The sequence below is a fragment of the Nocardia sp. NPDC003183 genome, from assembly GCF_053590715.1.
Map to the genome: position 1 here is coordinate 83,135 of NZ_JBSFTG010000013.1, position 15,113 is coordinate 98,247.

Annotated in this window: 11 protein-coding genes; 5 read left to right on the top strand and 6 right to left on the bottom strand. The window is 68.1% G+C overall.

Annotation, left to right across the window (positions count from 1 at the left end):
• Positions 1–65: 65 nt before the first annotated feature.
• Positions 66–3,605, top strand: a complete 3,540-nt coding sequence (locus ACWDXS_RS27935; protein ID WP_449970093.1) for a protein kinase domain-containing protein — start codon at positions 66–68, stop codon at positions 3,603–3,605.
• 34 nt (positions 3,606–3,639) lie between these two features.
• Here the strand turns inward: ACWDXS_RS27935 and ACWDXS_RS27940 are convergent, their stop codons facing one another.
• Complete coding sequence (locus tag ACWDXS_RS27940; RefSeq protein WP_378994398.1) at positions 3,640–4,956, bottom strand: class I SAM-dependent methyltransferase; 1,317 nt, start codon at positions 4,954–4,956, stop codon at positions 3,640–3,642.
• Positions 4,953–6,395, bottom strand: coding sequence for an FAD-binding oxidoreductase (locus ACWDXS_RS27945; RefSeq protein ID WP_449970243.1), 1,443 nt, complete (start codon positions 6,393–6,395; stop codon positions 4,953–4,955). The genes ACWDXS_RS27940 and ACWDXS_RS27945 overlap by 4 nt, the downstream gene beginning before the upstream one ends.
• Before the next feature lie 178 nt (positions 6,396–6,573).
• On the opposite strand from ACWDXS_RS27945, the gene ACWDXS_RS27950 reads away from it, so the two are divergent.
• A complete protein-coding gene (locus ACWDXS_RS27950; protein ID WP_056822013.1) occupies positions 6,574–7,008 on the top strand; it encodes an SRPBCC family protein in 435 nt (144 codons plus the stop codon).
• Between the two features lie 14 nt (positions 7,009–7,022).
• On the opposite strand, the gene ACWDXS_RS27955 is transcribed toward ACWDXS_RS27950, so the two are convergent.
• Genes ACWDXS_RS27955 through ACWDXS_RS27965 form a run of 3 tightly spaced genes read right to left on the bottom strand, consistent with a single transcriptional unit; the run spans position 7,023 to position 8,821 of the window.
• A complete protein-coding gene (locus ACWDXS_RS27955; RefSeq protein ID WP_449970098.1) occupies positions 7,023–7,373 on the bottom strand; it encodes a VOC family protein in 351 nt (116 codons plus the stop codon).
• Positions 7,373–8,200 carry a MerR family transcriptional regulator gene (locus tag ACWDXS_RS27960; protein ID WP_449970101.1) on the bottom strand — a complete coding sequence of 276 codons (828 nt, stop codon included), beginning with the start codon at positions 8,198–8,200 and terminating at the stop codon, positions 7,373–7,375. The genes ACWDXS_RS27955 and ACWDXS_RS27960 overlap by 1 nt, the downstream gene beginning before the upstream one ends.
• 45 nt (positions 8,201–8,245) lie before the next feature.
• The gene (locus ACWDXS_RS27965; RefSeq protein WP_378994391.1) at positions 8,246–8,821 is read right to left on the bottom strand and encodes a hypothetical protein; all 576 of its coding nucleotides are present in this window, start codon (positions 8,819–8,821) and stop codon (positions 8,246–8,248) included.
• Between the two features lie 300 nt (positions 8,822–9,121).
• Between ACWDXS_RS27965 and ACWDXS_RS27970 the strand changes: the two genes are divergently transcribed.
• Both ACWDXS_RS27970 and recR read left to right on the top strand, forming a co-directional pair.
• Positions 9,122–9,439, top strand: coding sequence for a YbaB/EbfC family nucleoid-associated protein (locus ACWDXS_RS27970; RefSeq protein WP_378994502.1), 318 nt, complete (start codon positions 9,122–9,124; stop codon positions 9,437–9,439).
• The gene (recR, locus tag ACWDXS_RS27975) at positions 9,439–10,047 is read left to right on the top strand and encodes a recombination mediator RecR (protein ID WP_056822003.1); all 609 of its coding nucleotides are present in this window, start codon (positions 9,439–9,441) and stop codon (positions 10,045–10,047) included. The genes ACWDXS_RS27970 and recR overlap by 1 nt, the downstream gene beginning before the upstream one ends.
• Positions 10,048–10,094: 47 nt before the next feature.
• Here the strand turns inward: recR and ACWDXS_RS27980 are convergent, their stop codons facing one another.
• Entirely contained in the window at positions 10,095–10,736 is a 642-nt protein-coding gene (locus ACWDXS_RS27980; protein WP_378638622.1) for a hypothetical protein, read from the bottom strand.
• 148 nt (positions 10,737–10,884) lie between these two features.
• Here ACWDXS_RS27980 and ACWDXS_RS27985 point away from each other — a divergent pair, with 148 nt between their 5' ends.
• Positions 10,885–15,015, top strand: coding sequence for a transglutaminase family protein (locus ACWDXS_RS27985; RefSeq protein ID WP_449970107.1), 4,131 nt, complete (start codon positions 10,885–10,887; stop codon positions 15,013–15,015).
• Positions 15,016–15,113: the final 98 nt, after the last annotated feature.

The following is a 15,113-nucleotide window of genomic DNA, read 5'->3' on the forward strand; positions in this document are numbered from 1 at the left end:
GATGTCGGTGACCTCCCCGCATGCCGACCGAAACGCCGGTGACGCCGATGGTGAGAGGTGGTCACATGGATCCGGAGCAGACGCGTATGCGGCGCGGCCTGGCCGAGGCGGCGCCGGTGGAGCTCAATACGCAGCGGACGGTGGCGCCGGGAGTGCCCGACGAGGCCGTGATCGCGGAACTCGATGCCATGGGCCTCACGGGGGCCAAGGAGATCGGGCGCGGCGGATTCGGCGTGGTGTACCGCGCATTGCAGCCGGCGCTGGATCGCGTGGTCGCGGTGAAGGTGCTGTCCTCGGAGATCGATGTGGAGAGCCGGGAACGGTTCCTGCGCGAGGAACAGGCGATGGGCAGGCTGTCCGGACATCCGAATATCGTCGACATCCTGCAGGTCGACGTGACCGCGACCGGGCTGCCGCTGATCGTGATGCCCTACGCCTCGCGCGGTTCACTCGAACGCCTCATCCACGATCGTGGCCCGCTGACCTGGTCGGATACTCTGCGCGCCGGGGTGAAGCTGGCCGCGGCGATCGAATCGGCGCATCGGGCGGGCATCCTGCACCGGGATGTGAAACCGGCGAACGTGCTGATCAGCGGGTATGGCGAACCGCAACTCACCGATTTCGGCATCGCCCGCATCCCCGGCGGATTCCAGACGTCGAGCAGCTTGATCACCGGTTCGCCCGCGTTCACCGCGCCGGAATTGCTCAAGGGCAGTGAACCGACCGTGCGGTCTGATGTCTACGGTCTCGGCGCGACGCTGTTCGCCCTGCTGACCGGCCATGCCGCGTTCGAACGCCAGGCGGGGGAGAAGGTGGTCGCGCAATTCCTGCGCATCACCACCCAGCATGTCCCCGACCTGCGCGCTCAGGACATCCCCGGCGACGTGGCGGAAGTGATCGAACGGGCCATGTCCCCCGAGCCCGCCGACCGCCCGGCCTCGGCCTACGAGTTCGGCGAACTGCTCCGCGAAGTGCAGCGTGCGCACGGCCAGATGCCCGACGAAATGGCATTGCTCGAGTCCGAGGAGACCACCGACGACGCCCCGGAGGTCCTGAAGTCGGTCACCGGCCGCCGCAGCTGGCCGCTGACCCTGCAGGCCGCAGGCGCCTCGGTGCCCATGCCGGGTTCGACGACCGGCACGTTTCCGCCGACCGCCGCCACCAAATTCCGCCCACCCACGCCCGCGCGCGAACCCTTCCCGCGCCAGCGCCTGCTCGACGTGCTGCGTGCGGGCGGCGAGCGCCGACTCGCCCTGATCCACGCGCCCGCCGGTTTCGGCAAGAGCACCATCGCCACGCAGTGGCGCGCCGACCTGGCCACCCGCGACATTCCGGTGGCGTGGCTGGGCGTCGACCAGGACGACGACAGCGAGATCTGGTTCCTCGCCCACCTCATCGAGGCCATCCGCCGGGTGCGCCCCGACGTCGGCGCGGGTCTCGAGCAGGTGCTGGAGGAGCGGCCCGCCGACGCGGTCGCCTATGTGATCGCCACCCTGATCGACGAGATCCACGCGAGCGGGCGCCCGGTGGTCGTCGTGGTGGACGACTGGCACCGGGTACGCGATCCCGGCGTGCAACGCGCGATGGCGACCCTGCTCGACAACGGCTGCCACCACGTGCGGTTCGTCATCACCAGCCGCGATCAGTCCGGCTTGCCGATCAGCAGGTTGCGGGTGCGCGACGAACTGGTGGAGCTGGACGCGGCCGCGCTGCGGCTCACCGAATCGGAGACCCGGCAGATCCTGGTGGAGCGCAACGGTTTCGCGCTCACCGACGAGCAGGTCGAACAGATCCACCTCGCGACCGACGGCTGGCCCGCCGCGATCCAGCTGGTGAGCCTCACACTGCGCGACAAGGCCGATCCGGCCCAGTTGCTCGCCTCGCTCGCCGAGGGCGGGCACGGGATGCGCGAGTATCTGGCCGAGAACGTGCTCGACGCGCTGGCGCCCGAGCAACTGGAGTTCCTGATGGCGATCTCGGTGGTCGAGCGGGTGAACGGGTCGCTGGCCGGGGTGCTCGCCGATGTCTCCGATGGTGCGGCGATGCTGGAGCAGGCCGAGCAGCGTGAGCTCTTCCTGCATCGGATCCAGCACGATCCGGAGTGGTACCGCATGCAACCGCTGTTCGCCGAGCATCTGCGCGCCCGCCTCGACCGCGAACATCCCGGGCGCTCGAAAGCGCTGCACCGCAAGGCCGCACGCTGGTACGCCGAGCATCAACTGCTGCGCAAGTCGGTGGATCACGCGCTGGCCGCGACCGATCTCAAACTCGCCGCCGACCTGCTCGAGAGCGGGGGCATGGACCTGATCGACGGATCCCGGCTCGCCACCCTGCTCGGCACCGTCTCGAAACTACCTGTGCAGCAGGTGACCTCACGGTCGAAGCTGTTGATGGCGGTGGCCAGGGCGAATATGAACATGCAGCAGACGGGGACGGCCCGCAACGCGCTCGGCCGACTCTCGAATCTGCTGGCCCGCAGCTCGCCCGGCGAACCGGAACTGACCGAACAGCGATGTGTCGCAACGGTGCTGGACGCTGCCGACCGGGTAGCCCACGATGACATCACCGAGGTAGCCGACAGTCTGGTACCCATTCTGGACGAACCCGGCGACCTGCCCGCCTGGACGGTGTCGACCGCCGCGAATCTGATGTCGTTCGTTCGGCTGTGCGAGTTCGACTTCAGCGCGGTGACCGAGCTCCAGGATTGGGCCGCCGACTATCACACCCAGTCGAAGGACCCACTCGGTCCGGTATTCGGGCTGTGCGCGCTGGGCGACGCCGCCTACGAGCACCTCGACATCGCCTCTGCTACCACCTCTTTCGAGCAGGCATACGAAGCCGCGCGGACCAAGGCGGGGCCGCGCTCGGACGCCGCGCGGATCGCGGCGGCCCTGCTCGGCGAAGTGGCGTATCGCCGTGGCGATCTGGCGCTGGCCGATCGGCTCCTCGACGAGAGCCACGAGCTGGTTACCCGGGTCGGTCCCGTCGACTTCCTGATCGCGACCTTCGTGGTCGGTGCCAGGGTGAAGGCGGCTCTCGGCGATCAGTACACCGCCTCGGCCCGCCTCGACGAAGGCGCGCGAGTGGCTGCGGAGAACGGCTTGGCTCGCCTGGACGCGCATGTGCGGGCCGAGCGGGCCAGGCTCGGATTCCCCACCGGCGAAGACACCTTCGTCCCCGACAGCTCCGGTAACGGCGCACGGCGCAAGAAGGGCGCCGCCGCGCTGATCACCGAGGCGCGGGCCATCGCCGACATTCGGCGGCTACTGGCCGAACAGCGCCTGCGTGCCGATGATCGCGCGGCCCGCCATGCGCGGGTGATCTACGCGAAAACACTCGAACAGGGCCGTCCCCGGGCGGAATTGGACGCGACCTTGCTGCTCGCGGAGTGTCTCGCATCGGCGGGATGGGTCGGGGAGGCGACCGGGCTGGTGCTTCCGGTCCTGCGCACCTGCGCCGAACTGGGCTGGACCAGACCGCTGCTGGACGCGGGGCCGGGGGTCGTGGGCCTGCTCCACGTACTGCGCACGCAATCCCATGACGGGCAGGATCATCCGATCCTGCGCGCCCTGCCCGGTCACTTCCTCGACGAACTACTGGTCTGATCGCGGCCCGGTGGCCCGGGCCGCGATCAGCGACCTACGGCTGCCACCACGGGCGCAACGGGACGTCCCAGGCGCCGTTCGCGTCGAGCTTCACGCCGAGCACATGGTGCAGCTGGATCACGTTGCGCTGGAAGCCGAGTCGGCATCCCGCCATGTACAGGCCCCACACCTTCGCGGTGCCCTCGCCGACCTCGGCGACGGCCGCGTCCCAATTGGCGACCAGGTTCTTGCACCACTCGTGCAGTGTCAGCGCGTAGTGCTCGCGCAGATTCTCCTCGTGCAGCACCTCGAGGCCGACGTTCTGGATATCGGAGATGATGCGTCCGGAGCCGATCAGCTCCCCGTCGGGGAACACGTAGCGGTCGATGAAATCGCCCGCCTTGGTGGTGCGGGTGTTGTCGTGGCGGGTGATGCAGTGATTGAGGAACAGGCCGCCCACCCGCAGCTTGTCCTTGATGTAGCCGAAGTAGAACGGGTAGTTGTGCACGCCGATGTGCTCGGTGAGGCCGATCGAGGAGACCGCGTCGAATTCGCCCTCGGGGATGTCGCGGTAGTCGCTGTGCCGGACCTCGGCGAGCTCGCTGAGACCTTCCTCGGCGATCTTCTGCTGTGCCCAGGCGGCCTGTTCGGCCGACAGCGTCGCCCCGATCACCTTCACGCCACGGCGCGCCGCATAGCGGACCATGCCGCCCCAGCCACAGCCGATATCGAGCAGCCGGTCGCCTTCCTTCAGGCGCAGCTTGTCGAAGATCAGCCGGTACTTGTTCTCCTGTGCCTGCTCGAGCGTCCAGTCCTCGTCGCCGTACACCGCGCAGGTGTAGGTCATCGACGGGCCGAGGACGTACTCGTAGAACTTGTTGGAGACGTCGTAGTGGTGGTGGATCGCCTCGGCATCGCGAGTCTTGGAGTGGCGTAAGCCTTCCAGCGCGATCCGGCGCCAGCGCGGCAGCGTTTCCTGCGGCGGGGGCGCGATCGGCTTGAGCCGCTCCCAGCCCAGCGAGCGCGCGATGGTGACCAGCGACAATGCCGAAGGACGATGGAACTTCATGTCCTGCATGGCCTTCAAGATGTCGTACGGGTCGCCGGGATGCACTCCCTCGGCGATCATGTCGCCGGCGATATAGGCCCGCGCCATGCCGAGGTCGCCGGGGGCGCCTGCCAGGTAGTTGATGCCGCGTGGGGTCTTGATCTCGAGCGCGTAGGGCGCGTCCTCCGGGCCGGTCGCGCTGCCGTCGTAGGCGGTCAGGCGGACGGGGATTTCGCCGTCTACGAGGCTCTCGACGACCTCGGCGATGTTGAGCCGGGTGCCCAGCTCGGCCAATACCTCGGATCGGTCCTTGAATGTCGTCACTTGCGTTGCACCGCCTTCGAATACAGATTCAGCAGTCGTTGGTCCGGGTCGTAACGGGTCTTCAGTTCGGTGTAGGTGTCGCCGCCGTAGAGCTCGGCGAACTCGGCCTCGTCGTAGTAGGAGTCCGAGTAGAGCGACTTGTGTCCGTCGAACGCGGACACGATCTTCTCGATGGCGCGGTTGGCCGCCCCTTCCGGTTGACCTCGCTCTGTCGGCACCGCCGACCAGAATCCGACATTGACGTAGGTGCGCTGTGGCTCGAGCGGATACAGTGGCCACGGACGCGCACCGTCCGTCGCCGGCGCGTCGTCGAGCGCACGCAAGCGCAATGGGCACAACCAGATCGGCTCGATGGGTATTTCCCGCAGGAACCATTCGACGAAGTCGGCGGTGTGCTGGACCGGCACCTCGATGTCCTGTACGACGCGTTCCTGCGGCGGGTTGCCCTTGCGGGCCTGCCTGCGGTCGTCGATGTGGTACTTGCGATCGAGCGCGACCAGTTTCCAGTAGAAACTGCTGCGGCGGCGCGACTTCGGCCAGAGTCTGCGGATCTTCGGGTTCTGCGCGCCGAACGCGCGCGAGCACCAGAACCAGTCGGTATCCCAGCGCCACAGGTAATCGTGGATGGTCAGCCGGTCCCGGATCACGCCGTCGGGGTGCTGCAGGGAGCGGTAGAAGATGTCCATGCCGGTGTAGTCGCTGACCGGGCCGGGCTCGTCGGTCTGGCGACCCAGGGTCAGGTAGCTCTCGTTCGCGCTGAACACCACGCCGTCGATGTAGTCGACAGCTTCGTCCTGGAAGCGGCGTTCGACGACGATCCGATCGAGTTCGGCTTCCAGTTCGCGCAGGTCGTGGAATCGCACGTGGCGTAATTCCACGAACGGCAGGACGGGTTCGAGTTCGATCTTCAGCCGGACGGAGTATCCGAGAGTGCCGTAGGAGTTGGGGAAGCCGTGGAACAGGTCGGCGTGCTCGCCGGTCGGCGTCGCGGTGACGATCTCCCCGGACCCGGTCAAAATGTCCATTTCCAGCACGGATTCGTGGGGTAGACCGTTGCGGAACGAGGTGGATTCGATGCCGAGGCCGGTCACCGCTCCGCCCAGGGTGATGGTCTTGAGCTGGGGCACCACCAGCGGCGCCAGCCCGTAGGGGAGGGTGGCCGCCACCAGGTCCTCATAGGTGGTCATGCCCGCGACGTCGGCCGTGCGGGCCTGCGGGTCTACCGCGATCACCTGCCCGAGGCCGGACACGTCGAGACCGGGCGCGGTGGGTGCCGCCCTGGCCCGGAACAAGTTCGATGTCTTCTTCGCCAGCCGGACGACGGCGCCGGGTGGGATGGCGCGATAGCTTTCCAGCAGTCGCTCCACTCCCGCTCGATGCGCGGCATATCCGGACTCGCGTGTGGCCGGTTCGTGACCAGCCCTACCCAAAAGACTCACTGCCACCCTTTGACGCTAGTACGACCGTGTCCGCCGGGCCACCGGATACTTGCGCGCCGCGACAAAATGTCACGCACATGTTCCCGCACCGCCCGAACCTGGTCGGGTGAAGCGGTCGGGGACAGGGCAGGATGTAACCCGGTCGAGATATCGCCACACCCCCAGCAAGGAGTCAACAGTGGGACAGGTCAGCGCCAGCAGTTCGATCGTCGTCGCCGCGGATCCGCAGCGCACGCTCGCCGCGATCGGCGACTACGAGACGATCCGGCCGCGCATTCTTTCCTCGCACTACCGCGACTACAAGGTTGTCGAGGGCGGCAACGGCGCGGGCACCGTGGTGGAGTGGACGCTGCAGGCCACCGAGAAGCGCTCACGCAACGTGCGCGCGACCGTGACGGTGGCCGATTCGGTTCTCACCGAGCGCGACGCCAACTCCACCATGGTCAACACCTGGACCGTCACCCCCGACGGCACCGGCTCGAAGGTCACCGTCGAGACCACCTGGAAGGGTGCGGGCGGCATCTCGGGCATCTTCGAGGGCATCTTCGCCCCGCTCGGCCTGAAGAAGATCCAGGCCGAGGTGCTGGGCAACCTCTCGCGCGAACTGGCCTGAGCTCAGTTCACGGGTCAGTCCTTGCCGATGTCGAAGAGGTTTCCTTCGGGGTCGGCGAGGGTGGTCCACTGGAGGCCGTACTCGTCGAAGTCGCCGATGTGCTTGCCGCCCAGGCTGACTGCGCGTTCGATGTAGTCGGCCCACTCGGCTGTGTGGAAATCCAGATGGACCACGTTCTTGCCAGGTGTCTTGTCGGGAACCTGGATGAACATCAGGATCGGGGCGAGACCGGCGGATCTGCCGACGGTGGCGAAGAACTGCGAGGCCTCCGGGTCGACGGGTATGTCGAGCAGTTGCGCGTAGAACTCGGCCTGGGCCGTGGCGTTGTGGCAGTCCATGGTGATGTTCGCCAGGGCGATGGTCATCAGATTTCTCCTTCGGTGATCGGCCAGCACACTTCGGTGCGGTAGTCGGCCGGGTTTTCGGTGATGTCCGGTCCCACGAGGTAGCGCTCGCGGACCGGCTCGTCGGGCAGTGCGGCGCCGTGCTCGGCGACGTGGCTGCCGAGGGCGCCATAGGTGCGGTCGAAGTCTTCGAACGGGCCGTCGTGCACCGCCACGGCGAAGTGGCGGGCGGGAAAGTCGACGATGGCGAGGCCGCGGGTGGGGATGAACTCGGCCCCGGGCGGCAGCGGCACGTACGCGGTGACCTCGCCGTTGGCCTCGGTGAAGAACTCGGTCGAATACGTCGCGCCCGCAACGCCTCCCGGATCGACACCGGACTCCAGCAGAATCATGTACAGCTGCTCGAACGCCGTGCCGCACCAGTCGGCGATGTCGGTGCGCTCGACCTGTTCGGTGACCGTGAGCGCCGTGAACGCGGGCTCGATCCGGTAGTCGACCTCGATCGGCAGCGGGGGCGCGGTGAGCAGGGCGCGCAGCGAGACCACCACCTCACGGGTGCGTTGCAGCGCCGCCTCCATCCTGGTGAGGTGCGCCCGCAGGGTGGTGTCACGCTCGGCGGGATCCGCGGTGGCGAGCACGGTGCGGATCTCCGGCAGCGGCATGTCCAGGTCGCGCAGGCGGCGGATCAGATGCGCCCGCTCCACCTGGTCGGTGGAATAGCGGCGATAGCCGGTGCCCGCGTCCACCGCGGCGGGCTCGAGTAGCTCGATCTCGTGGTAGTACCGCAGCGTCTTGACGCTCAGATGGGTGAGGCGGGCGAACTCGCCGATCGCCACGGTTGATGTCATGAAGTCCAGGGAACACCCTCCAGCGGGTGGAGGGTCAAGAACCGATCAGGCGGGCGTCAGCACGAAGGCGGCGAGCAGCGGCCACGAGCCCTCGCGCCACCACGAATAGCCGAACCAGACGCCGGGGGTGACCTCGCGGATCTCGTCGTAGACCTGCGGGGTGGGTGACGGCGCGTAGTTCAGCGCCCAGGTGGGGGCGCCGTCGAGGATCGACGGTGCGCGATAGACATCGGCGGGAAACGCCTCGATCCCGGCCCCGGTGACCCGGTTGGTCAGTGTGCCGCCGTCGGGCCCGGTGCGGAACACCTTGCCGATCCACAGCGACTCGGCGGCCCCTCTGAACTGCTGCGGGCGTGTCACCCACCCGTTGGTGAGGCCCACCGGCACCGCGCCCGCCTGCGAGTCCCGGTAGATCTGGTCCTGCTGGGTGACACTGCACCGGAAACGCAACGAATCAACGGTCGCCGCCCGATTGCCGGAATCAAGAACGCAGCCGTTGCCGTAGTCGTTGATCCCGGTCCCGGAATCGGCCGATACGGCGGCGGGTGCGAGAAGAAGCAGGCTGGAGAACGATACGCCCAAGGCCATCATCGAAGCCAGGCGCGCACGGGACACATTCATCGGATCTCCTAGAGATTGCTGAATCATTGCCCTACCTAGGCTGATCGTATGCGCGAATCGTCTGCGGAACCATCGTTTCAGTGACCGTTTCCCACGACTAAACTGGCAACCGCACGCGGCCATGCCCCGCACCCGACGTATCCCACGGTTTTCGGCCGCCTCGCACCCGAGGGGCGAGACGGAAACGCCGAAGGCGCAGTATCGTCCCTCGGGTGCGAGGCCCCCAGGGCCGAAAACCCCGCGGCGCCAGCCGCCAAAAAACACAGGAGTGTTGTGCAACCCGGTGATGGTCAGTTCGATATGCAGGCACTGCTCGCCCAGGCTCAGCAGATGCAGCAGGCAGTGATGCAGGCGCAGGCCGAGCTCGCCGAGACCGAGGTGGCGGGTCAGGCCGGCGGCGGTCTGGTGCAGGCCAAAATCAAGGTCAGCGGCGAGGTGATCGCGCTGACGATCGACCCGAAGGTGGTCGATCCGGAGGATGTCGACGGACTGCAGGACCTGGTGATCGGTGCGATCAACGACGCGATGGCCAATGCGCAGCAGCTCGCGGCCGAGCGCCTCGGCCCGCTGTCGCAGGGTCTCGGCGGCGGCTCGATGCCCGGTCTGCCCGACTTCTGATGTATGAGGGGCCGGTTCAGGATTTGATCGACGAGCTGGGCAAACTGCCCGGCGTCGGTCCGAAGAGCGCACAGCGCATCGCTTTTCATCTGCTGCAGGTGGAGCCGCCGGATATCGACAGGCTGCAAGCCGCTCTGCAGAAGGTGCGCGACGGCGTCCAGTTCTGTGTGTCGTGCGGCACCGTCGCCGATGGTGAGCTGTGCCGGATCTGTGCCGACCCACGCCGCGACCGCACGATGATCTGTGTGGTCGAGGAACCCAAGGATGTGCAGGCGATCGAGCGCACCCGCGAGTTCCGTGGTCGCTACCACGTGCTCGGTGGTGCGCTCGATCCGCTCAGCGGCGTCGGGCCGGATCAGCTGCGGATCAGGGAACTGCTCACCCGCATCGGCAATCAGGAGGACGGCATCGATGTGAGCGAGGTGATCATCGCGACCGACCCGAATACCGAGGGCGAGGCGACGGCCACCTATCTCGTGCGGATGCTGCGCGATTTCCCCGGGCTCACCGTCACCCGGTTGGCCTCCGGGCTGCCGATGGGCGGCGACCTGGAATTCGCCGACGAATTGACCCTCGGACGGGCACTGTCCGGCAGGCGGACGCTGTAGGACGGATGGCGGCGCGCTGGTCGCCGCCGGTCACGTCCGTCCCGGGATCAGAGCTCGACGCGGGTCCAGGCGACGCCGTCGGTGGTGGCGGGCTTGCCGTTGGCCCACTCCCAGATGATGCGGGCGACCTGCGCCGGGTCGTCGAGGGTCGTGCCGAAATGCCGGTCGGGGCCGCCGTCGCGATATTCGAGGGTGTAGGGCCCGTTCGGGTCGCGATAGGTCTGGATGTAGCGCTGTTCGCCCTGCTCGACGATGAGATACGGGTTGGGCGCGGCGAGCCCGGCCACCCAGTGGTGGGCCAATTCCTCGGTGAGATAGGGGAATTCGCCCGCGCCGCCGTGCGTGACGTTGATCGGGATGTGGCCTGCCGGGTCGATGAGCCAGGTCAGCTGCGGATCGTAGACGGCGTAGCCGCGCGGGGTGGCCAGGTCGAAGAGCAGATTGCGGACGAAGCCGATGGCGTCGTACGGCGAGGGGATGTAGAGCGTGTCGCCGCTGGGACCGCCGACGGATTCGACGCTGAGGAACGAGTCGTCCACCGGCAGTTCGGCGTTGCGCGCGTTCAGTTCGGCCGCGATCTCGGCGATCGATGCGGACTCGGTCACGCCTTCCTGGGCGGCCAGGTACGCGTCGATCTCGTCGACAGAGCTGGCGACGCCGGACGGCAGGAGGATGTGGTCGTAGCTCACCCGGCCAGCCTACGGGGAGCGGAGTCGGCGGTAATCGATGTGGTCCCTGCCCCGCGCTATTACCAGCGTGTTTCGAAAGGGGGGCCGGTCGGGAAACTCAGGTTTCGTCGACCCGCGCGGTGTCGGGGGTGTGTGGTCCACTTGGTGGATGGGCATCAAGGTGTCACTCGAGCACCGCACGGCATACTCCTTCGATCGTCTCGTCGAGGTGCATCCGCATGAAGTGCGGTTGCGCCCCGCGCCGCACTCGCGGACGCCGATCGAGGCGTATTCGCTCGAGGTGTCGCCGGCCGAGCACTTCGTCAACTGGCAGCAGGACGCGTTCGGCAATTTCGTTGCGCGCCTGGTGTTTCCGAATCCGACCAAGGAGTTGTCGATCACCGTGGGGTTGATCGCCGACCTCGAGGTGGTCAACCCGTTCGACTTCTTCATCGAGGATTACGCGGAGTTCTTCCCGTTCGAGTACGACACCGCACTCGCCGAGGATCTCGCGCCCTATCTGCGGCGCGTCGACGAGGCGGAGCCGGGCAGCGGTCCCGGCGAGTTGTTGCGGGAGTGGGCGCGGGTACACCGGCCGCAGGGCCGGACCCGTGCCATCGACTACCTCGTGGAACTCAACTACGCGCTGCGCAATTCGGTCGACTACACCGTGCGCATGGAGGCGGGTGTGCAGACACCCGATCACACCTTGCGCACCGCGCTCGGGTCCTGCCGCGACTCGGCCTGGCTGCTGGTCGGCGTGCTGCGTGAGCTGGGGCTGGCCGCCCGCTTCGTCTCCGGCTACCTGGTCCAGCTCACCTCCGACGTGCCCTCGCTGGACGGCCCGTCGGGCCCGACCGCCGACTTCACCGACCTGCACGCCTGGACCGAGGTGTATCTGCCCGGCGCGGGCTGGGTCGGCATGGATCCCACCTCCGGACTGTTCGCGGGCGAGGGCCACATCCCACTCGCGGCCACCCCGCATCCCGGCGCCGCCGCCCCGATCACCGGGGCGACCGGGATCACCGAGGCCACCCTCGACTTCAGCAATGTGGTTCGGCGTATCCACGAGGATCCGCGAGTCACGCTGCCCTATACCGATTCCCAGTGGGACCGCATCGTCGCCTCCGGTGCCGCGATCGACGCGCGGATGGCCGCGGCCGATGTGGGCCTCACCATGGGCGGCGAGCCCACCTTCGTCTCCATCGACGACCAGATGAGCGCCCAGTGGACCACCGACGCCGACGGCAGACACAAACGTGAGCGCGCCGTCGACCTGGCCGACAGGCTCCGCGCGATCTACGCGCCGACCGGCATCGTGCAGTATCGCCAGGGCAAGTGGTATCCCGGAGAACCGTTGCCCCGCTGGGAGATCGCGATCGCGTGGCGGCCCGATGGCGAGCCGGTCTGGCAGCGTCAGGACCTGCTCACCGACCCGTGGACACCGATTTCGCAGCACACGCCGGTGAAGCCGGTCGCCGAGACCGGCGGGCACTCGAACGGCTACGCCCCGGCCGGTGCCGAGGTCGCGACCGCAGTTGTCGCGCTGGGTCTGGCGGACGAGTCCGGCGTGAACGCGGCCGATGACGTGCCGGGGCCGGTCGACGCGGTGTCGGTGCTCGATGCGCAGCTACCCCCCGTTGGCCCGGTCGACATGGTCGCGGTCTTCGACGCGCGCCGTCGGGTCGGCGGTGACGAACTCGCTGCCGCCGTCGTCGCGCTGGGGCTCGCCGACGATGACGATGACCGGCGCGACAGCGAGCCGGTCGGTATCGACGTGGTCGACGAGGCCGATCTCGCGGAAGCCGCGGAACCTGCTCTCGAAGCCGTGGAACTGGAGGTGGTGGAGTTCGACGACGGACCGGCGCTGATCGACGAGCCCGTCGAGTTCGTCGCCGCCGAGCACCGCCGGGCCGCGGAGAGTCAGCAGGCCAGCGCTGAAGCCGGCGGTTCCGTTCGCCCTGCGAAGAGGGCCGAGGAGCCGAAGAGGGCCGGAGAGCCGACGAAGGCCGAGGAGCCGACGAAGGCCGCGGAGCCGACGAAGGAAGCCGAGGAGTCGGTCAAGGCTGCGGAGAAGGCCGAGGACCCACTGCGAAAAGTGCTGCGGAAGAGCAAACTTCGTGGGAAGAAGGGCAAGGCGAGTGCGCCGCAGTCGGCCTACCCGCCCATCCAGCTCGCCCGTTCGCAGCCGATCAATTCGGCCGCCGGGGTGATCCCCGACCGGGCGCCCGCTGCCGATATCGGTGCGGCCAAGGCGCTGATCGCTGAGATCGCGGGCACCCTGGGGTTGCCCGATGGACAGGTGCGGCCCGCGTTCGAGGATCCGCTGGCGCGGTTGGCCGCGACCGTGAGTGCGCCGTACGGCGATCCGCCGCCCGCCGACATCGACCCGGCCGAGGACTCGCCCGAGGTGCGGCGGGTACTGCTCGAGAGCCTGGAGGAGTCGGTCGATCAGCCGTCGGCGTATGTGCTGCCGATTCATCGACGGGCCGACGGCGCGGGCTGGGCCAGTGCCGACTGGCAACTGCGTCGCGGGCGTGCCGAGGGCGGCCGCGGCCGGATCGTGTTGGCCGATGGTGATTCGCCTGCCGGACTTCGCCTTCCGATCGGGTCGGTGTCCTGGCACGCGCCGCCGATCCTGCCCGACAGCGACCCGCTCTATCAGAAACCGCTGCGCGCGGAACGGGCCGAGCCGCCCGCAGCGGTGGAGCCCGCCGATTTCACCCCCACGACCGCGCTGGTCGCCGAGGTCAGACAGGGGCGGCTGCACGTGTTCCTGCCGCCGGTCGCCGAGCTCGACGACTTCCTCGATCTGATCGCCAAGGTCGAGGCGGCCGCGGTGGCGATCGGGCAGCCGGTGGTGCTGGAGGGCTACGCCCCGCCGAGTGATGCACGGCTACAGACGTTTTCGGTGACGCCCGACCCGGGCGTGATCGAGGTGAACATCATGCCCACCAGCTCGTTCGCCGAGCAGGCCGAGGTGCTGAACACCCTCTACGAGCAGGCCAGGTTCGCCCGGCTGAGCACCGAGTCGTTCGACGTGGACGGCACGCACGGCGGCACCGGCGGCGGCAACCACATCACCCTCGGCGGGGTCACCCCGGCGCGTTCGCCGATGCTGCGCCGCCCCGACCTGCTGGTCTCCATGCTCACCTACTGGCAGCGTCATCCCGCGCTGTCGTACCTGTTCGCGGGTCGTTTCGTCGGCCCGACCTCGCAGGCGCCCCGCGCGGACGAGGGTCGCGAAGGCGCGCTCTACGAACTCGAGATCGCCTTCGCCGAGGTCGCCAGGCTCACCGCCGAGCAAGCCCACGGGCCGACGCCGTCCGAGATCCAGTCGGCCCCTTGGCATATCGATCGCGCACTGCGCCATCTGCTCACCGATCTCACCGGCAACACCCACCGTGCCGAGTTCTGCATCGACAAGCTGTACAGCCCCGACTCCGCGCGCGGCCGTCTCGGGTTGCTCGAACTGCGCGGCTTCGAGATGCCGCCGCATTTCCAGATGGCGATGGTGCAATCGCTGCTGGTGCGCGGCCTGGTCGCGATGTTCTGGGACAAGCCGCTGCGCGCGCCGCTGATCCGCCACGGGTCCAACCTGCACGGCCGCTATCTGCTGCCGCACTTCCTGATGAACGACATCGCCGAAGTGGCCGCCGACCTGCGCGCGGCGGGCGTCGACTTCGACACCGCCTGGCTCGACCCCTTCACCGAATTCCGCTTCCCCCGTATCGGCACCGCCATGATCGGTGAGGCGGAGCTGGAACTGCGCGGGGCGATCGAACCCTGGCTCACCCTCGGTGAACAGACCACCGGCCAGGGCACCGCTCGCTACGTGGACTCCTCGGTGGAACGGTTGCAGGTGCGGCTGGTCGGCGCCGACCGTGGCCGCTACGTCCTCACCTGCAACGGCATGCCGGTACCGCTGCTGGCCACCGACAAATCCGACGTGCAGGTGGCAGGCGTGCGCTACCGCGCCTGGCAGCCGCCGAACTCCCTGCACCCCTCGATCACCGTCGACGCCCCCCTGGTGTTCGACCTGATAGACGTCGCGACAGGCATCTCCCGTGGCGGCTGCACCTACCACGTCGTGCACCCCGGCGGCCGCGCCTACGACGACGCACCCGTCAACGCCGTCGCCGCTCAATCGCGCCGTAACCGCCGTTTCGAGGCCGCCGGTCATACGGTGAACCCGATCGATCCCGCCGAACTCCGTGCGAAGATCGCGGCACAGTCGACCGATGTGGGAGCACCAGGCATCCTGGACCTACGCCGCGCGCGAACAGTCTGGGGCCAGTAGGAAAGGGGAGGCCCGGCGCGCCACAGAACGCCGGGGCGACCAGCACACCGATCTGGTCACCAGTCGATGGAAGTCACCGGCTTTGGGTTTTGCGGCCG

Bases quoted from the DNA above. Each gene is read 5' to 3' on its own strand.
- ACWDXS_RS27935 (WP_449970093.1), top strand. From the start codon at position 66: ATGGATCCGGAGCAGACGCGTATGCGGCGCGGCCTGGCCGAGGCGGCG.
- ACWDXS_RS27955 (WP_449970098.1), bottom strand. From the start codon at position 7,373: ATGACCATCGCCCTGGCGAACATCACCATGGACTGCCACAACGCCACG.
- ACWDXS_RS27960 (WP_449970101.1), bottom strand. From the start codon at position 8,200: ATGACATCAACCGTGGCGATCGGCGAGTTCGCCCGCCTCACCCATCTG.
- ACWDXS_RS27965 (WP_378994391.1), bottom strand. From the start codon at position 8,821: ATGAATGTGTCCCGTGCGCGCCTGGCTTCGATGATGGCCTTGGGCGTA.
- ACWDXS_RS27970 (WP_378994502.1), top strand. From the start codon at position 9,122: ATGCAGGCACTGCTCGCCCAGGCTCAGCAGATGCAGCAGGCAGTGATG.
- recR (WP_056822003.1), top strand. From the start codon at position 9,439: ATGTATGAGGGGCCGGTTCAGGATTTGATCGACGAGCTGGGCAAACTG.
- ACWDXS_RS27985 (WP_449970107.1), top strand. From the start codon at position 10,885: ATGGGCATCAAGGTGTCACTCGAGCACCGCACGGCATACTCCTTCGAT.